At 39.2% G+C, this 17,468-nt stretch carries 18 protein-coding genes and 2 pseudogenes; 7 read left to right on the forward strand and 13 right to left on the reverse strand.

The features are described 5' to 3' along the window. Positions 1 to 11: 11 nt before the first annotated feature. The 3 genes from A3GE_RS0110415 to A3GE_RS0110425 all read left to right on the forward strand — a co-directional run bounded on the left by A3GE_RS0110415 (position 12) and on the right by A3GE_RS0110425 (position 3,008). Positions 12 to 923, forward strand: coding sequence for a 1,4-dihydroxy-2-naphthoate polyprenyltransferase (locus tag A3GE_RS0110415; RefSeq protein ID WP_018357199.1), 912 nt, complete (start codon positions 12 to 14; stop codon positions 921 to 923). Between the two features lie 47 nt (positions 924 to 970). Further along, positions 971 to 1,471, forward strand: a complete 501-nt coding sequence (gene rraA / locus A3GE_RS0110420) for a ribonuclease E activity regulator RraA (RefSeq protein WP_018357200.1) — start codon at positions 971 to 973, stop codon at positions 1,469 to 1,471. A 151-nt stretch (positions 1,472 to 1,622) separates the two neighbouring features. Then, complete coding sequence (locus A3GE_RS0110425; protein WP_018357201.1) at positions 1,623 to 3,008, forward strand: DASS family sodium-coupled anion symporter; 1,386 nt, start codon at positions 1,623 to 1,625, stop codon at positions 3,006 to 3,008. Between the two features lie 61 nt (positions 3,009 to 3,069). Here the strand turns inward: A3GE_RS0110425 and A3GE_RS0110430 are convergent, their stop codons facing one another. From A3GE_RS0110430 to A3GE_RS12390, 3 genes and pseudogenes are all read right to left on the reverse strand, one after another. Continuing rightward, positions 3,070 to 4,920: an ABC transporter ATP-binding protein gene (locus tag A3GE_RS0110430; protein WP_018357202.1), complete on the reverse strand. Its 1,851-nt coding sequence runs from the start codon at positions 4,918 to 4,920 to the stop codon at positions 3,070 to 3,072. 91 nt (positions 4,921 to 5,011) lie between these two features. Further along, positions 5,012 to 5,123 (reverse strand): annotated as a pseudogene (locus A3GE_RS12385) (helix-turn-helix domain-containing protein); the annotation flags it as partial. 38 nt (positions 5,124 to 5,161) lie between these two features. Further along, positions 5,162 to 5,419 (reverse strand): annotated as a pseudogene (locus tag A3GE_RS12390) (cupin domain-containing protein); the annotation flags it as partial. A 114-nt stretch (positions 5,420 to 5,533) separates the two neighbouring features. Between A3GE_RS12390 and A3GE_RS0110440 the strand changes: the two are divergent. Next, entirely contained in the window at positions 5,534 to 5,878 is a 345-nt protein-coding gene (locus A3GE_RS0110440) for a carboxymuconolactone decarboxylase family protein (protein ID WP_018357204.1), read from the forward strand. 47 nt (positions 5,879 to 5,925) lie between these two features. Here the strand turns inward: A3GE_RS0110440 and A3GE_RS0110445 are convergent, their stop codons facing one another. Then, entirely contained in the window at positions 5,926 to 6,969 is a 1,044-nt protein-coding gene (locus A3GE_RS0110445; protein WP_018357205.1) for a glycosyltransferase family 9 protein, read from the reverse strand. Positions 6,970 to 7,046: 77 nt separating this feature from the next. Between A3GE_RS0110445 and A3GE_RS0110450 the strand changes: the two genes are divergently transcribed. Further along, positions 7,047 to 7,793 carry a 3-deoxy-D-manno-octulosonic acid kinase gene (locus A3GE_RS0110450; RefSeq protein ID WP_018357206.1) on the forward strand — a complete coding sequence of 249 codons (747 nt, stop codon included), beginning with the start codon at positions 7,047 to 7,049 and terminating at the stop codon, positions 7,791 to 7,793. Beyond that, positions 7,793 to 8,386 carry an XTP/dITP diphosphatase gene (locus A3GE_RS0110455; RefSeq protein ID WP_026215479.1) on the forward strand — a complete coding sequence of 198 codons (594 nt, stop codon included), beginning with the start codon at positions 7,793 to 7,795 and terminating at the stop codon, positions 8,384 to 8,386. The genes A3GE_RS0110450 and A3GE_RS0110455 overlap by 1 nt, the downstream gene beginning before the upstream one ends. Before the next feature lie 173 nt (positions 8,387 to 8,559). On the opposite strand, the gene A3GE_RS0110460 is transcribed toward A3GE_RS0110455, so the two are convergent. The 9 genes from A3GE_RS0110460 to A3GE_RS0110510 all read right to left on the reverse strand — a co-directional run bounded on the left by A3GE_RS0110460 (position 8,560) and on the right by A3GE_RS0110510 (position 16,639). Then, positions 8,560 to 10,380 (reverse strand): monovalent cation:proton antiporter-2 (CPA2) family protein, encoded by a 1,821-nt coding sequence (locus A3GE_RS0110460; RefSeq protein WP_018357208.1) that lies wholly within the window; start codon positions 10,378 to 10,380, stop codon positions 8,560 to 8,562. Positions 10,381 to 11,313: 933 nt separating this feature from the next. Continuing rightward, complete coding sequence (locus A3GE_RS12450; protein WP_018357211.1) at positions 11,314 to 11,448, reverse strand: hypothetical protein; 135 nt, start codon at positions 11,446 to 11,448, stop codon at positions 11,314 to 11,316. Further along, entirely contained in the window at positions 11,448 to 11,777 is a 330-nt protein-coding gene (locus A3GE_RS0110480) for a hypothetical protein (RefSeq protein WP_018357212.1), read from the reverse strand. The genes A3GE_RS12450 and A3GE_RS0110480 overlap by 1 nt, the downstream gene beginning before the upstream one ends. Then, on the reverse strand, positions 11,770 to 11,991 hold the full coding sequence (locus tag A3GE_RS12395; RefSeq protein ID WP_018357213.1) for a host cell division inhibitor Icd-like protein: 222 nt from the start codon (positions 11,989 to 11,991) through the stop codon (positions 11,770 to 11,772). The genes A3GE_RS0110480 and A3GE_RS12395 overlap by 8 nt, the downstream gene beginning before the upstream one ends. 984 nt (positions 11,992 to 12,975) lie before the next feature. Beyond that, positions 12,976 to 13,395: a hypothetical protein gene (locus A3GE_RS12400; protein WP_018357215.1), complete on the reverse strand. Its 420-nt coding sequence runs from the start codon at positions 13,393 to 13,395 to the stop codon at positions 12,976 to 12,978. Positions 13,396 to 13,564: 169 nt separating this feature from the next. Beyond that, positions 13,565 to 14,515: a hypothetical protein gene (locus A3GE_RS0110500; protein ID WP_018357216.1), complete on the reverse strand. Its 951-nt coding sequence runs from the start codon at positions 14,513 to 14,515 to the stop codon at positions 13,565 to 13,567. 159 nt (positions 14,516 to 14,674) lie between these two features. Beyond that, complete coding sequence (locus tag A3GE_RS12560; RefSeq protein WP_420354251.1) at positions 14,675 to 14,872, reverse strand: phage integrase central domain-containing protein; 198 nt, start codon at positions 14,870 to 14,872, stop codon at positions 14,675 to 14,677. Positions 14,873 to 15,624: 752 nt separating this feature from the next. Then, on the reverse strand, positions 15,625 to 16,059 hold the full coding sequence (locus tag A3GE_RS0110505; RefSeq protein ID WP_018357217.1) for a hypothetical protein: 435 nt from the start codon (positions 16,057 to 16,059) through the stop codon (positions 15,625 to 15,627). After that, complete coding sequence (locus A3GE_RS0110510; RefSeq protein ID WP_018357218.1) at positions 16,052 to 16,639, reverse strand: Panacea domain-containing protein; 588 nt, start codon at positions 16,637 to 16,639, stop codon at positions 16,052 to 16,054. Before A3GE_RS0110510 ends, A3GE_RS0110505 begins: the two co-directional genes overlap by 8 nt. Positions 16,640 to 17,285: 646 nt before the next feature. Between A3GE_RS0110510 and A3GE_RS11350 the strand changes: the two genes are divergently transcribed. Next, the coding region (locus A3GE_RS11350; RefSeq protein WP_018357220.1) for an HTH domain-containing protein at positions 17,286 to 17,468 on the forward strand (183 nt) is incomplete at its 3' end.

Below are 17,468 nucleotides of genomic sequence, written 5' to 3' on the forward strand. Positions count from 1 at the left end.
GGTCAAAAAAAATGACAAATGAAAAACTGAAAATGTGGTGGGAAACTGCCCGTCCGAAAACCTTGCCCTTAGCATTAGCATCAATCTTCACCGGTTCGGCTTTAGGTTATTGGGCAAATCCAGAAAAATTTAATTATTGGGTGATGATACTTTGTTTACTCACCACAATTTTATTACAAATTCTGTCAAATTTTGCCAATGACTATGGGGATCACCAAAAAGGCTCAGACACCAAAGAGCGCATCGGGCCATTACGCGGTATTCAAAAAGGGGGCATTTCAGCCATTGAATTGAAATGGGGCTTAATTTTAATGGTCGTGGCGAGTTTTATTTCCGGTAGTTTATTGATCGGGATTGCTTATGAGAATCTCTCCGATTTATTAACTTTTGCAGCGCTGGGCGTTCTAGCCATTATCGCCGCCATTACTTATACAGTGGGGGCAAAACCCTATGGTTATATGGGATTAGGCGATATTTCTGTTTTGCTGTTTTTTGGTTTACTTGGCGTGGGCGGAACATACTATTTACAAACACATAGTTTCGACAGCAAAATTCTTCTACCAGCCATCAGCTCGGGCTTATTAGCCGGTGCTGTGTTAAACATTAACAACTTACGCGATATAGAACAAGATGCCAAAGCGGGAAAAAATACGTTAGCAGTGCGCTTAGGAGCATATAAAGGACGTGTTTATCACTGCATTTTATTAAGTATTGCGGTATTATGTTACCTTATTTTCACTATTACCACCGCGACTTCTTGGGCAAATTATTTATTCTTACTCGCCTCCCCACTACTTATAAAACACGCAATTTTTGTCTATCGCAGCCAAGAACCCGCTACATTACGTCCAATGCTTGCACAAATGTCAATGATTTCATTATTCATCAACTTGCTGTTTAGTTTGGGCTTGCTTATCGGCTAAATCGGCATATACTAGACGTAATCTCAAAATTTTAATAGGGGAAATTTATGTTTATTGATACTTCAGAGCTTTGCGATCTCTACGCTGATCAAGTGGATGTGGTAGAACCGATTTTTTCAAGTTTTGGTGGCGTAAATCATTTTTATGGTAAAGTCACGACAGTGAAATGCTTTGAAAATAACGGACTCATCGCTGAAGTATTAGAAGAAAACGGCGAAGGGCGAGTCTTAGTTGTGGACGGAGGCGGTGCCGTGCGTCGGGGTTTAGTGGATGCCGAACTTGCCCAACTTGCCGCTGATAACGGCTGGGAGGGGATTATTGTTTATGGTGCGATTCGCCAAATCCAGCAACTTGAAAATATTGATATTGGTATTCATGCTCTTGCACCAATTCCCGTCAGTGCCGATGAAAATAGCATTGGTGAAACCGATATTCCCGTGAATTTTGGAGGCGTAACCTTCTTCCCTGAAGATTATATTTACGCGGATCTTACCGGTATCATTCTTTCCCAAGAACCTCTCGATCTAAAAGATTTTGAGGAAGAATAAACAAAATTTAAAGTGCGGTAAAAAATAACCGCACTTTTTTTGTTTAATTTTTTTGCACTTGATCACACTTTTGAATTTTGCTCGTTGCAAGTTTATGACATTCCTTTAACATTATTTCGTTCATTTGATTTACAAAAATGTGGGGGATTTCATGAGCACAACATCTTCACTTAAACTGCATAGAAACGGCATTATATTCCTTGCGGATATTGTGCTGTTTTTTGTTTTGTTAAAATTTTTACCTTTTTCACCTAAAGAAAATGCAGGACTTGCATTACTAGGATTTATCGCAGTACTTTGGCTAAGTGAAGCGTTACATGTAACTATTACCGCATTGCTTGTTCCATTACTGGGCATTGCATTAGATCTCGTTACGACAAAGCAGGCTCTTGCGACTTTTTCCGACCCTACTATTTTCTTATTCTTTGGTGGATTTGCACTAGCAACGGCATTACATATGCAAAAGCTCGATAGAATGATTGCTAATAAAATTATGGCACTTGCTAGAGGCAACCTTTTTGTTGCAGTAATTTACCTCTTTTTGATCACCGCTTTCCTCTCAATGTGGATGAGTAATACCGCAACTGCTGCGATGATGCTACCACTCGCAATGGGTATTTTAAGCAATATGGATCGTGAAAAAGAACATAATACTTATGTCTTTGTTTTGTTAGGAATTGCTTATAGTGCGAGTATTGGCGGTATGGGGACGTTAGTCGGGAGTCCTCCAAACGCTATCGTTGCGAGTAATTTGCACCTTTCTTTCTCCGATTGGTTATGGTACGGCTTACCGATCATGATCGTTTTATTACCATTGATGATCGGTACCCTTTTCATTGTATTCAAACCAAAACTTAATGTGCATTTTGAGCAATCCTTTGAAAAAATTGAGATGAATCCATACCGAGTGTTAACCCTGACAATCTTTGTATTTATCGCATTTTGCTGGATATTTAGCAGTCAAATTAATCCGCTCGTTTCAGGTTTATTCGGTTTGCAAAAAAATATTGCCAGCTTTGATAGTATCGTGGCTTTACTTGCAGCCATTATTATCTGCTCAACAGGCGTTGCCAGCTGGAAACAAATTCAAGAAAACACTGATTGGGGCGTATTAATGCTCTTCGGCGGTGGCTTAACACTAAGTGCCGTTTTAAAAGATTCCGGCGCAAGCAAAATTCTAGCAGATGGTATTGTTTTTCTTGTACAAGGTCAGCATTACTACCTCATTGGATTATTGGTCGCAACTTTTATTATCTTTTTAACGGAATTTACTTCTAACACGGCAAGTGCCGCATTACTTGTACCGATCTTCATTTCTATCGCACAATCTTTAGGTATTCCGGAAATTGGTCTTGCACTCATTATCGGTTTAGGTGCTTCTTGTGCATTTATGCTACCTGTTGCCACACCACCAAATGCTATTGTATTTGGTACCGGTGATGTGAAGCAAAGCGAAATGGTGAGAGCAGGTATCGTACTTAATATTGTTTGTGTTTTTGTGATTGCGACATTTGCTTATATTTTCTGGCTTAACTAGTACAAAAATGCCATAAAAAACGACCGCACTTTACCAAAATGCGGTCGTGTTTTTTTCCATTTTAATCTAAATGTTCATGACTACTTAAAAAACCACCACTCTGGTGCTTCCAAAGTTTTGCGTACAAGCCATTTTGTTCAAGCAATTCGCTGTGTGTGCCTTGCTCCACAATTTGACCTTTATCTAACACGATTAAACGGTCCATTGCCGCAATGGTGGATAAACGATGGGCAATGGCAATAACCGTTTTATTTTCCATCATTTTATCAAGGCTTTCTTGAATCGCCACTTCCACTTCCGAATCCAACGCACTGGTTGCTTCATCCAATAACAAAATCGGCGCATCTTTCAACATCACACGGGCAATGGCAATCCGCTGACGCTGACCACCGGACAGTTTTACGCCTCGCTCACCCACGTGCGCATCATAACCTTTTCTTCCTTGTACATCCGTCAAGAACGGAATAAAATCCGCCGCTTCGGCACGCTCTGCTGCCCATTTCATTTCCTCATCCGTTGCATTCGGGCGACCATAAATAATATTGTCACGTACAGAACGGTGTAGTAACGAAGTATCTTGTGTCACCAAGCCAATTTGGCTACGCAAACTTTCTTGTTGAACATCAAGTACATTTTGTCCGTCAATGGTGATAGAGCCATGTTGAGCCTCATAAAAACGCAGTAAGAGATTAACAATCGTCGATTTACCCGCACCGGAACGCCCGATTAAGCCGACTTTTTCTCCGGGTTTAATGGTGAGATTAAAATGATTTAATAAAGGTTTTGTCGGATCATAAGCAAAAGTAATATCATTAAATTTAATTTCCCCTTGCTTGACCTGTAACGGCGGACAATTCGGTTTATCCACAATCGTATGCGGTTTCGTTAATGTCGCCATTCCATCATTTACCGTACCAATATTCTCAAATAAACGCGCCGATTCCCACATAATCCAACGTGACAATCCGTTCACACGCAATGCCATTGCAGTTGCTGTTGCAATTGCCCCTACGCCCACTTGCCCCTGTTGCCATAAAATGACACCCAATATTGCCGTGGTTAGGGTTAAGAAAATATTGCTTGCATAAGTTAAGGTATCAAGAGAACTGGCAAGACGCATTTGCGCATGTACCGTTATCATAAATTCTTCCATTGAGCGCTTTGCATATGCAGCTTCGCGGGAACCGTGGGAAAATAATTTTACCGTCGCAATATTAGAATAAGCATCGGTTACACGCCCCGTCATTAGGGAACGGGCATCCGCCTGACGCTCCGCCGTTTTCGCTAAACGAGGAATGAGCAATTTCAAAATCATAATAAAGAGGAAAATCCAAATAGCAAAAGGCAATAAAAACCAAATATCTAGCGCCGCCAATACCAAACCTGAGGTGATAAAATACACCGCCACATAAACCAGCATATCAGCAATCGTCATCACCGTATCACGCACAGCAAGAGCTGTTTGCATCACTTTTGCAGAAACCCGACCGGCAAATTCATCTTGGTAGAAACTCAAACTTTGCCCAAGCATTAAACGGTGGAAATTCCAGCGTAACCGCATCGGGAATACCCCTTGCAAAGTTTGTAAACGAACATTTACTCCAATAAAAGACCACACAATACTTAACAAAAGCAACGCTGCCATACCAATAAGCAAATGCCCTTTTTCTTGCCACAAGGTCGCCGGAGTATAAGCGCTAAGCCAATCCACGAGCAAGCCCATAAATTGGAACAGTAATGCTTCCATCACACCGGTACCGACCGTTAAAATCGCCAGCAAGAAAATCCAACCTTTCATCCCGTCAATACTCGACCAAATAAAACGGAATAATCCTTTTTCCGGTGTGGTCGGATTGCTTTCCGGATAAGGATTTAAACGGTTCTCAAACCATGAAAAAATTTTATCGAACATAAGATTTCCTTAAAAACAAAAGGCAACATAGGTTGCCTTCAAAACCCGAACATTATAGCGTAAAAAAACTTCAATTTACACCTGACAGAGTTTATACCTTGCGATAAAGACTTGGTGAAATTTGATAAGCATTTTTAAAATGCTTTACTGAAATGTGCCTCAGATTGATACCCTACTTCCAATGCGATAGCCAATATGTTTTTTTACTACTGATTCCACTCTCTTGATCTTTGGCTTCCTACAGAAATAACTGTACGAGTAATTGAATTGAGGCGTCACATAAATTTAAATGCAAATAATCAAGTAATGATGCCATCAACAAGGTATTTTCCCCATTTTCCGGTAAACTTCCCACTAAGTGCGGTCGATTTTGCGGTAAAAAATATCCCTGTATTATTTGATTGTTCATTATGCGCTAGTTGCCCCCCTAAAATTCACAGCGAATATTAATTTCGCCCCTAACCTGAGCCAAATGGGTCAGTTTATCTAAATAACCTATCATGAGACTCCAACCATATAAATTGAGACAAAATGACAAGTCTGCTTGTATAAAAATACTATAATTTATCTCGAAAATTAATCGTTACATCATTCTATTTTAGGAGGAAATATTATGTTTACAGATTGGAAAGAACACACTTCACACGTCAAAAAATCATTTGGCGAGCTTGGCAAAAAACACCCGAAAATGTTGCAAGCCTATCAAGCATTAGGCGCGGCTGCGGCTGAAGGTAATATACTTGATGCCAAAACCCGTGAATTAATTGCCCTTGCCGTGGCTGTTACCACCCGTTGTGAAAGTTGCATTAGCGTTCATGCGGAAGAAGCGGTAAAAGCAGGGGCGACGGAAGAAGAGGTATCCGCAGCCTTAGCAATGTCTATCGCACTCAATGCCGGTGCGGCTTATACCTATTCTCTGCGTGCATTAGAAGCATTTAATGTACAAAAAGGGGAATAATCTTTCTAAAACTATTTATATTGGCGTTCAAATGAGCGCCTTTTTTATTACCAAAAATTCAATTTTTCCATCTGTGCAATCACATCTTTCACTTGAATTTCCGCCATTAAATTTTTCCCTTTCAATTTAGTTGCCCAAGGCAATTCAGAGGAAGGTCGGCCAAATTCCTTTTGTACATTTTCTTCATACACCGATACCACATTTTCTATATTATTATAAGGTGCAGTACGTAATGGATTATGGTAAGCATACAATCCGATGATCGGTGTTCCCTGCGTTGTTGCAATATGGGCAGGACCGGAATCCGGTGAAAGCACAAGATCCACTTTAGCAATCAATGCCGTAAGTTGTTTTAAGCTCGTTTTTCCTGCCGCATTGGTGGGCTTAAAATCACAAAGTGCGGTTATTTTCTCCACCATTTCCACCTCGCGTTTCGCCGGCGAACTGCAAAAAATTACATTTACATTATGTTGATTCGCTATATTTGCCACTTCCGCATAACGCGCCACCAACCAATCTTTTTCAGCTTTACTGGAACAAGGAGAAATTAATAAATTTTTACGAGCAGGATCAACAAATTGTTCAGCAGCCTGCTGATCCTGCTCTGAAATTGGCAAATGCCAAGTAGGTTTCTCATTCGGCACACCAAGATATTCGGCGAATGCCATAAAACCGTCCAATACATGAGGCGATACCGGATCGTTCACACGGCGATTCACAAAAAACCACTGCCCCTCACGAGAACGTTTTTGACCAAAACCGATTTTATATTTTGCCCTAATCCCTAACGAAAGAATGGAGGATCGAAATGCCGTTTGCATATTCAACAAAGCATCAAAATGGGTATTTTTAAGCTGTTTCCATAAGGAAAAAATACCCTTCCAGCCTGTTTTCTTATCATAGGGAATGAGCGTAGCATTGGGTATTCCGTCTAACAATGCAGCTTCTGTTTTCCCCACAATCCAAGTGATTTTCGTCTGTGGATAATACGCCTGAATATGTTGCACCACAGCAAGGGTATGGCACACATCACCCACGGCTGAAAGGCGAAGAATACAAAGCGTGCTTGGAGCTTCGGTAAAAAGCGACATAGGCATTCCTTTCTCGTTTAAATTAGCGCTATTTTAAAGTAGAATGGGGGCATTTTCTATCATTCAATCCACCTAAAATGCTTGAGTTCCAACAAGATAACCAATTTTTTATCTTTAATTTTGACCGCTCTTTTGAACAACAACATCAGTTTTTCGCCCCACAATTTTGGCAAACACAAAACCGTATTCTTGGCTCGGCGAAAGGTCGAGGAACCACTTATTTTTTGGCCACACAGGATTGGTTTGGCGTAAATTGTGCACTTCGTCATTATTATCGGGGCGGCTTATGGGGAAAATTCAATAAAGATCGCTATCATTTTTCAAGCCTTGCCAAAACACGCAGTTTCGCAGAGTTTTTTTTATTAAAACGCCTGTATGAGGCAAATTTACCCGTTCCCAAGCCCATTGGCGCACGCGTAAAAAAAGGTCAGTTCGGTTTTTGCTATCAAGCAGATATTCTCACCGAAAAAATCGAAAATGCACAGGATTTGACCGCACTTTTACAAACCCAAAAGCTGGCAGGTGAAACTTGGCAACAAATCGGCAGGTTAATTCGTCAGTTACACGATCTGCAAATTTGCCATACGGATCTCAATGCCCACAATATTCTGGTTCAACATACAGAAGCCAAACAAAAATGTTGGCTGCTTGATTTTGATAAGTGCGGTGAAAAATCAGGGAATTTTTGGAAAGCGGAAAACCTAACCCGTTTGCACCGCTCTTTTGTGAAAGAAACAAAAAGAATGAAGATTCAATTCACGGAACAAAACTGGGCTGAATTAATGTCCGGTTATCATCAAAATTTCAACAAAAAGGATAAATAATAATGCAAAAAATTGTACTTGCCACAGGCAACCAAGGCAAAGTAAAAGAAATGGCAGATGTATTGGCGACATTCGGCTTCGAGGTGATCGCTCAAACGGATTTAGGCATTGAAAGCCCGGAGGAAACGGGATTGACCTTTGTAGAAAATGCTTTATTGAAAGCGCGTTATGCCGCAGAAAAATCAGGTTTACCCGCGATTGCGGACGATTCAGGTTTAGTCGTCAATGCCCTCAAGGGTGCACCAGGTTTGTATTCCGCCCGTTATGCCGGCGAAGAAGGCGATGATGCGAAAAATCGTCAAAAATTATTGGCAGAACTCACCGATGTACCAAAGGAAAAACGCCACGCAAAATTTGTAAGCTGCATAGTGTTATTACAACACCCCACTGATCCTTCCCCTGTCATTGCAGAAGGGGAATGTCACGGCGTAATTGGTTTTGAGGAAAAAGGGGAAAATGGGTTTGGTTATGACAGCTTATTCTTCAGCCCTGAACAGGGTTGCACCTTTGCAGAACTGGAAACAACAGAAAAGAAAAAAATCTCTCACCGTGCATGTGCATTGCAAGAATTAAAGGCAAAATTGAGCGTATAGTAAAAACCGGTGTGATATAACAAATGCACAAAACAGGGATTTCACGAAATTTGGGACACACGCAGAGTGTCCCTACAAATGAGTCTCAAATCAGATCTGTTATATAATGCAAAAAATAAAAAGAAACGACCGCACTTTAATGTTTAAAAGTGCGGTCGTTTTTGTCAAATTTTTTAGCTTTCTTCTTGTTCTTTTTCTTTCGCTCTTAGCAAGATTTCTTGAATATCTGTAGCCATTTTTTGGTCGCATTCTCGAGCAATATCTTGTAGTACCGGGCTTTTAAAAAATTCCGATTTTGGCTCATAAACCTGAGACATTAATCTCACTTCATGGCGATCGCCATGGAAATAATACTCTGCAATTTCTTTTGCAACCTCAGGTTCCATTCCTAGACGTTCTAATGCTAATCGACCGGTACGCACTGCGGAATCGAAGGTTTCACGAACGACTTCATTCGCACCGGAATTATATAAATCAAATGTGTGGAAACGGTCATAAGAACGGGCAATAATTTTAATATTCGGATTCACTTCACGGGCAAAATGCACGATGGCAGATGCCTGCTCTTTGTTGTCAATGGCGACCACTAGCATTTCAGCCTGTTCCAATCCTGCCGCAATTAAAAATTCACGACGTGAAGCATCACCAAAATAAGATTTAATACCATATTCATTGAAACCTTTTATCATATTTGGATTGAGATCCACTATCGTTGTGGCATACCCGCTCAAACGGAGCAAATCATTCACTATTTGTCCAAAACGTCCCATACCGATAATGAGGATTGGATGCTGTTCGTCAATTTCATCCGGTTGAATTTCTTCTGCAATTTCTTTCGCACCGTATTTTTCATAAAGCACAAGAATAATCGGTGTCATCACCATAGAAAGCACAACGATTGCCGTCATATTGGCATTCACGGTTTCATCAATCACACCTTTTGATAGCGCTGCGGCAAAAAGAACAAAAGCAAACTCTCCCCCTTGCGCCATTAAAAGTGCTCGTTCTAATGCTGTTTTATGGGTGCTTTTCGCCATACGTGCCACAAGATAAATACAGATTCCTTTGGTGAGCATTAATACAATCACACCTAAAAGGATTAATTGCCAATTTTCCGCCACCACTTTTAAATCTAATGCCATTCCAACCCCAAGGAAAAACAGCCCCAGCAATAAGCCACGGAAAGGCTCAATATCTGCTTCCAATTGATGGCGGAATGCGGATTCAGATAGCATTACACCGGCGACAAAAGCCCCCATCGCCATAGATAATCCCGCTTCTTCCATTAACAATGCCGCACCTAACACCACAAAAAGTGCAGCCGCCGTCATTACTTCACGAGCCTTAGCATTCGCTAAAATACGGAAAACCGGATTTAAAATGAAACGACCAATAAACACTAATGCGGCTAAGGCAAGCATCGCAATGCCCGCTGATTGCCACCAAGGCATGGAGGCTTCTGTTTTTTCAAAAGGAGAAAGAAAGGTAACAACGGCAAGCAACGGTACGATTAATAAATCTTCAAAAAGTAAAATTGAGACGATTTTTTGACCGCGCTTTGTGGAAAGTTCCTTGCGTTCGCCTAATACTTGCATCACAATCGCAGTAGAAGTCAATACGAAACCGGCGGAAGAAACAAAGGCAACTTCCCAAGATACGCCAAATTGAGTCCCCACAATCGTCATTAAAATAGCGGAGATAATCACCTGCATACTGCCAAGCCCAAAAATCTGGCGACGTAAGCTCCACAAATGGGAAGGTTTCATTTCAAGCCCAATCACAAACAAGAACATCACTACCCCAAACTCTGCGAGGTGAATGATGGCATGGGGATCTGCTATCAAATGTAAACCATAAGGTCCAATAGCCAATCCTGCCGCTAAATAACCAAGCACAGAACCTAATCCAATACGTTTAAATAGCGGCACAGCAATAACCGCCGCACCTAGTAATGCCACAACTCGAATTAAATCACTCGCACCTTCCGCTACCATAGAAACTCCCAAAATAAAAAAATCGTTACATTCTACTTGGTTTCAATGAGGATTTGTAGAGGATAAAGGAGGTATTTGAAATAATGACTCACAGTATTTTATTGAATACTATGATAAAAATAAGCCCCAAAAGATTTTTTTACTGTTTATAGAGTGCGAATAAATAAAGATTGTCCCTATCAACAAATAATTGTCCTTTATCTGTTGGTTTGATTAAATGTATGAATCAGTAAATTTTTTAACTCGATTTACTCTTTCAGTTAAATCTAGGTGGGCGCAAAATTGCATTCACCTCTAACCAATCCATTTTGGGATTGGTTGTTTATCTTCAAATTGAGGTTAAGTCCCACCGTTAAGAGAACATTCTTAACGCTCAATTTTTTCCAAACTTTCACCGTTGGTGGATGTTGAAGCATGTCGAAAAGATTGCGTAATAGTTTTCGGCAAATGAAAAAAGGTACTCCTAGGCGGGGCGGGCGTTCCACGGGGTTTAGGGCGCATGGTGTTCGGCTGTTTTTATGGTTTATGTCCATCATCCTTTCTTAACAAAACTCAATAATGCCCCAATAATTCGCATTATACGAATAATTCAGCTGTGGCCATAATGACCATGGATAAATCTCCTCAAATTTGAGGACGTTAAATATTCCCTCGCTTTTTTGATTAGACACAAAACCTGATTTTTTATCCCTCCAAATTAGACATAAAAAGGGTATTTTTAGACACAGTGTTCTTATTAAGTGATTGATATATTAACATTTTCTCTTTATCTAGTGTATCTAAGTTTTTTTAATTTTTTCTACACACAGAAAAAATATTTTTCGTTGATGGATAAAAAAGACCAAATCACTACAAGACTTTCTCCGATGGAATTTTGTTGTTGCAATTTTAGTTTAGCCATTGTTTCCCCTTTGTCGTTTCTTGTGTTTCCTGTTACGTTTTTTGAATGGACGTAAAACTGCGTCGGCTGTCGGTCTGATTCATTTCACTAACAAAACGATTGATTTTGTCTTGCCGATGGTTCGCGTTCCATTGCTCAAGCTGTTTCATTGGGTTAGTGGGTTTCATTATTTCCCTCCTTTCATGTTGCTTAAGTGAAATTCGGCATTACCTGCGCTATCCCGTAACACATTGAGAAGGTAAGCATTGGCGCAGATCAATCCACCTAATTGTCTTACCGTGGCATTATCTAAGGCGTTATGGCTGAAATTCTGTTTTCTCTCATCGGTTAAATTGCCCAAATCTTCCATCATCTTCCCTATGGCAAATAAACCATATTCAATTGATTCGCAAAGATTTTCGCTTTCATTACGGATAGTTTCTAAGCTTTCTTTGGAGGTATCGTCTCTATCGACTTTTTCAAAGAGTGTACATTGGATTGCATTGTATTTAAGCATTGGCTCCCCTTCCCTGTGTTGAAATTAAAACAATGGAGAAGTATTCCGCTAAAGTGCGGTCATTTTTAAGGTTGATTTTGCCGGCAAGGATTAAAACGAACTCTTGCGCTAAAACAGCACGGGCTTGTAACTCGCTGTCGGCATTAATGCGGATTTTTTGGATATGATTGGTTAAGTCGGTGCGACGTATAGCCGCAAAAATGAATTGATACATTTGCGTAAGCTCCAGTAAAAAACTTTCAAGGACTACCGCTAGACTTCTCACGATCTGACGGTAGAACCTAACAGGGTGAGAAACTGCCTTTACTGGAAAACAACCAACCACTAGGGGTTGCCTATTACGCTCTACCATTGAGGAAAATACAGATTTTCTGATTGAAAACAAAATCCAAATTTCTTGAGGAGTGTGTGTGTGCTACGAACAAAAAAGGCACGGTTCTTAAGTGGCGTGCTAGTATTCGCTAATGTTTTATTCTTCGAGTTCTCAGGCTCGGCGGTCATTTTTTGCGACTGAGTAGAAATGATGCCAAAATTGACCGCACTTTGTAAAAGTTTTGAATGGTTAAAACATTCATTTATACTAGAATAAATTTGAAAATTTTTCATATCGAATCTCTTTTTTAGTTAAGTAAACCACGCCATCGGCTTTGTCCTAGGCGTTTTGTTTATCCGACAAGACTGGAAACTATAATCAGAAGGCTGATAAATATTAAAAATTGGATGATTTCTTCTTTCATTTACGTCCCTATTTGATGAGGTAATACCCAAAGGCAAAAGCAACCATTAATAGCGCAATACCTCCACATAGATAAGGTTATTTTCTCGGCTGTAAATGCGGTCGTCTTGCTTGCCGATGCTTTCAAAGTGAAATTTAATTGCCTCATTCATTTAGTGTTGGTCGTGTGAGAGTTTGGCTTTAGTCGTGTAAACTGGGTGATGTATGCCGCTTTGAATTGCTTCGCTTTCTTTCCGCTAAAATAAATCATTGTGTCTGGCAATGACGCATTTCATTTTAATTTATCCTTTCATTGTGATTTCTCTTTAGGCTTAACAAAAGTTGCTCTTTATGGTGGATCTTTCGTAAAAACACGTTGGTTTCGGTATCAATTAAATATCAATTCTGCGTTTTCGTAGCGACTATTTATTTACTTTTTCCCTCGTAAATCGCGTCTCATCTTCTTACTCATTCGGCTTAGAACTACTGGCTAATAGCCTTAATTTCTGCCAGTGAGTCATATTGCTGCATTAATTTCTGACCCATCTCTCGCACCTCATCAGTCATTAAATCCGTTCTAAATACTCCCTCCTCTCTTGCTATAGTATTCGTGGGTGTTATGCGGTCGGCTGCATAAACACTGCAAAATAAATATCTGCTGTTCATAAGTACTGGTGGTATTAATGGTTTCCATTGTTCCGCATTATCAGTTGATATAGGCTTGAATGTCGGATAATCGCCAACGGGTGGAACGACCGCACTTTTTCGGCTATGGAAAAATGCCATCTCTAACGTGCTTGTAAATGGTGGTGGCAGAAAGCCAGTAATAACTCTCACATCTTCAAGATCTAAAAGCTGTTTTGTTGAAGGGGTGATAGATTGGTCCTTGTTTAATGTTTTCATTTTTGCGTTCTCCTGTGGTTAAATTTTTTTTGAACGCTATCTATTTTGTTGAAACACTAAAATTATTTCATCTAGTTGATTTTTAAATTAAAAACTCGTTTTCAAATAAGGCTTAATTGAAAAGAAAAAGCCCCTTAATTGAAAACAATCAGGGGCTTATTTGAAAAGATTATTTTTGTTTAGGTGGAAAGGGGGATTTTTTGGGCATACCTAGCCGTATATCTTCATCAATCAGATTATCCAGTGTTGAATATTGAATATCTTTTGTTGTAATACCTTTTGCCTGTAAATCAGCATTGATTCGACTAAATAAATCATTCCTACTTTGGCAAGTCGGATAGTTATTCACAGTAAGCAAAGTGAAAATATCTCTTTGGGGACGGCTGATTCTCTGCAATTTACTCTCCACCGGCAAAACTTCTTTAGAATCAACCTCGCTTTGTTGCGCCTGTAACTGATTTTCAAGCTCAGTGATTTTGGCTTGTAGCTCTTCTATAATGCTATCTTTTTCGGTTAGTTTTTCTTGATAAATTAGCCTTTCAGCAGTTCCAGTAGGAGATTTATCTATATCTATATTTTTTATAAATTCTTCCGCTTTCGTTAGTGCCACCGGTACAGATTGAATCTGTTTCTGCATCAAATTATCTTCTAAGGCTCTGCTCTTTTTTGAATCAATAGTTTTAATATTTAAAAGGCTTTCTATTCTCTCTCGTTTAATATAAACCTTTAGCTGTTCTTCTTTTAGGTATGCACTAGCTACATTTAATTCATCATCAAATAAATATGGCGGAACATCTGAAAAATCTCTCACTGTTTCCAACGCTTCAAAAAATAAATTAGGGTATAAATTTTTTACCTTTTCATCAATTTTTGATGGTACATCAAAAACGGCAATCCCGTGCTGATCTATCCAGTATTCAAATTCTTCATTTCCCCATATTTCATCATCTGTCTTTCTTATATCATTTGGGGTTAGTTTAATTAACAGATAGGTCGCAATTTCAATATATGATGAATTTGGACTATACTTTTTTAGAAAATCTAATAATTCAACAACTGAAATATATTCTTGCTCTCTCTGCTGTCTTATACGTAGTAATTCGCCTTGAATATCAATCATAAAACGCCCCTATACGCAGCCCTATTTGTGAAAGGAAGTGCGACAAAATGAAAATAGGGTTTCACTCTTTCAGCATGGTTAATTACGCCCTGCCTAGTCGCACCTATTCGGCTTGTTAGTTTTTATTGAATCCTATTTTCTCATACGCTTTTATTCATTTCAATGTGTGTTTATACAGTAAAGCAAAGTAGCAAAATTTAGAATCTCATTCAATAAACGAATCACCCATTGAAGAGTGTCATTTATGCCACGCTCCTTGAGTGGGACTAATGCCTTAATGACTAAATTAGGTGTGATAGTTGATATGGGCATATTGCCTAGCTTTGGAAATAAGAGCTTTCCAAGTCTTGTACTGATTAAATCTTGAACATTTTAAGGGTACACAAATTTGATGGTTCTAAAACGTACCCTTAAAATTCCTTGCTGTAAACGTATAAACTCGTAAGAAAACGTATGAAGAAATAAAGTAAAATGACGTTAAGGCTAGTATTTATAAGGGTTTAGTTTATGAAAACGTAAGAAGAAATAAGAAGAGAAAAGTCCGTTTGGTCCCCCTACCGGACTTGAATTTACAATATAACCAATTGATTTAATTAATACTCAACTAGAAAATATTGATTTCGTATAACTAAATGTATAACTAAATCCAAAAGTCATCTATCAAAATGACTATTCTTTGAACAATTATTAGGATCGTGAAGAGAGGGGGTCAGCCAATGGCGATCACCCCAATTTAGCCGCAAAACTTCGCTTACCTTTAACCGATCCATTTTTGGTTTCGTTGTTTATCCTCAAATTGAGATTAAGCCGCCGTTGGTGGATGTTGGTTATTTAATTAGGTTCATGTCTCCTCAAATTTGAGGGCGTTAAATTTCCCTTGAGTGTAAATTCTTGGAGTCCATAAAAAAGGGCTATAAAAACTGTAATAGCGATAAAACGAAGTTCCAGGGGCGGTATTTAAGACTTTTCCCTGAACTTTTTACTCGCCCCTCCCCAAGTAAAAATCGGCTTGGTTCTCGCGCACGCGCGCGTACTGCTCAAAAAATTCCAATAAAAAAGCTCAATGTAATACACTGAGCTTTGTATTTGAACTGTAGTCATAGGTAGTATTATTTCGTTACATCTAAACAAGCATTTTGAGCAATCGCAGATTTAATAAAGCGAATGTAACGCCGTTCTATTCTTTTTGTCTGCATTAGACCCTTTAAAATTCGAAAATAAAGCCCGTCATCTGCGATTTCTTTTTTGATAAATCTTCCTTGTTTTATACCGTTCTCTAAATACTCAAGGTTTTCTATTCGAGCTTCACTGTAATTAATATAGCTTTGGTGTCTAATAAAAGGGTGATCGCCAGCCTCTAAAATAACCGTAGGATCTATACGGCGCGCACCTTCAACAGAACTGCAATTCACTAGCAAAAGCATTTGTTCTTGATTCGTTTCATAGTCTATGCACGGCTCTGTTAGTACAAAAAATAAGTGCTTTAATTCGTCACTCTCGCGGATGAATGTCGGTAATAAAATAGTAACCTTTCGATTAATCATTGCCTAGCCCTTTAAACACTCGATCTATATGGGCTTGCTCCTTCATATCGTCAATAATTGTCTTGATTTGCTCATTGGTGCGCCCTAAATAGTGTAAAAGTGTTTCTATTTTGATTGGCTTTGCCCTCACTCCGCCGGTAGGGTTTTCCCACTCTGGAATATGTCTTGAATCGTGTGTCAGTTTTACAAGATCAAATGTTTCTAAATGCCCGTATTGTTCAAAGGTTTTATCTAATATTTCAAGATTCGCTAAAGACAAATTATCAAGATAATATTCATCATCAAAATCTATTTCTTTCGCTAGGCTGACTTGATGATTTTCTTTATCGCTGATCCATTCTTCCCACGGTGTAGGCATTGCGCTAAATACATTTCCTTGTATTAAATCAAGAGTTTTAGATAGTACAGGCCCATACGGTAAAGAATAATATTCATCCCCTGTTATTGATTGATCGTACTCTTGCCAGCTCAAACGATCCGCTAGGTAAAGCAATTTCATCAATTTTAAATGTTTCATTGTACCACCAGCTTTATGTAACAGATATGCGGCAGCTTGAGCTGTTTTTAATTCATTAAACATTGATTTTCTCTCTGCTTGTGAAGTATGGATAACAAAAGGCGGATAAAGGGCGGATAAAACAAGGGCGCAACGTGACTTATTAGGTAGATTATACATAACCCTAAGGTCAGTGGTTGCGCCACGATTGAGGCGGATTATAGGACTTTATTTTTTTTAAGTAAACAGTTTTTACCTATTAATGCGTTCTTATGCGGTCTTATACGTTTCTATCCGCTCCTATGCGTGTAATTCCTTTTCTTCGTTTTTATAAGATTTCACCTATGGATCAACCTAAGACTTTCCACCACTTAAAAAATAAAAAAGTGTATAGATAACAGAAAAATAGTGGGCACGCTGGGCATTTGGGCACGCACCTTTAAAATCAATAACTTAAATGCGATTTGCGCGCCCAATGCACTGGGCACGGCTGGGCACAAATTGGGCACGGGTGAAAAATGGTTATTTTTTGACTGGGCACGAAAGCCCTAAAATTGGGCACGATAAGCCTATTTTTGGGCACGAAAAGGGGTAATTTGGGCACGCTATTTTTTATAAATTGTTAATGATCATGCAAAAATGCGCCAGGCTGATGCAGTAAGATCATCGAAAAGTGATCCACTGCATCTTTTGATAAACTCCTTGTTATTTAAACAGGGAATAACCTGGTATGCTTTGCATGGAAACCATCTTAAAAATACGTCGCCTTTATCATAAAGAGGGGCTTTCTCAGCGTAAAATCGCTGAAAAACTTCGACTCAGCCGTCGTACCGTCAAAAAATATCTCAATATGATTGAGATTCCCAACTATCAACGTCAACACACCGATTCACCTAAATTAGGGCCTTATAAA

This window comes from Rodentibacter pneumotropicus DSM 21403 (assembly GCF_000379905.1).
Lineage (GTDB): Bacteria > Pseudomonadota > Gammaproteobacteria > Enterobacterales > Pasteurellaceae > Rodentibacter > Rodentibacter pneumotropicus.

Coding starts and splice junctions, on each gene's coding strand:
- A3GE_RS0110480 (WP_018357212.1), bottom strand. CDS start 11,777: ATGCTTAAATACAATGCAATCCAATGTACACTCTTTGAAAAAGTCGAT.
- A3GE_RS0110425 (WP_018357201.1), top strand. CDS start 1,623: ATGAGCACAACATCTTCACTTAAACTGCATAGAAACGGCATTATATTC.
- rraA (WP_018357200.1), top strand. CDS start 971: ATGTTTATTGATACTTCAGAGCTTTGCGATCTCTACGCTGATCAAGTG.
- A3GE_RS0110445 (WP_018357205.1), bottom strand. CDS start 6,969: ATGTCGCTTTTTACCGAAGCTCCAAGCACGCTTTGTATTCTTCGCCTT.
- A3GE_RS12400 (WP_018357215.1), bottom strand. CDS start 13,395: ATGAAAACATTAAACAAGGACCAATCTATCACCCCTTCAACAAAACAG.
- A3GE_RS0110505 (WP_018357217.1), bottom strand. CDS start 16,059: ATGATTAATCGAAAGGTTACTATTTTATTACCGACATTCATCCGCGAG.
- A3GE_RS0110440 (WP_018357204.1), top strand. CDS start 5,534: ATGTTTACAGATTGGAAAGAACACACTTCACACGTCAAAAAATCATTT.
- A3GE_RS0110430 (WP_018357202.1), bottom strand. CDS start 4,920: ATGTTCGATAAAATTTTTTCATGGTTTGAGAACCGTTTAAATCCTTAT.
- A3GE_RS0110460 (WP_018357208.1), bottom strand. CDS start 10,380: ATGGTAGCGGAAGGTGCGAGTGATTTAATTCGAGTTGTGGCATTACTA.
- A3GE_RS0110415 (WP_018357199.1), top strand. CDS start 12: ATGACAAATGAAAAACTGAAAATGTGGTGGGAAACTGCCCGTCCGAAA.
- A3GE_RS12395 (WP_018357213.1), bottom strand. CDS start 11,991: ATGTATCAATTCATTTTTGCGGCTATACGTCGCACCGACTTAACCAAT.
- A3GE_RS12450 (WP_018357211.1), bottom strand. CDS start 11,448: ATGAAACCCACTAACCCAATGAAACAGCTTGAGCAATGGAACGCGAAC.
- A3GE_RS0110500 (WP_018357216.1), bottom strand. CDS start 14,515: ATGATTGATATTCAAGGCGAATTACTACGTATAAGACAGCAGAGAGAG.
- A3GE_RS0110450 (WP_018357206.1), top strand. CDS start 7,047: ATGCTTGAGTTCCAACAAGATAACCAATTTTTTATCTTTAATTTTGAC.
- A3GE_RS0110510 (WP_018357218.1), bottom strand. CDS start 16,639: ATGTTTAATGAATTAAAAACAGCTCAAGCTGCCGCATATCTGTTACAT.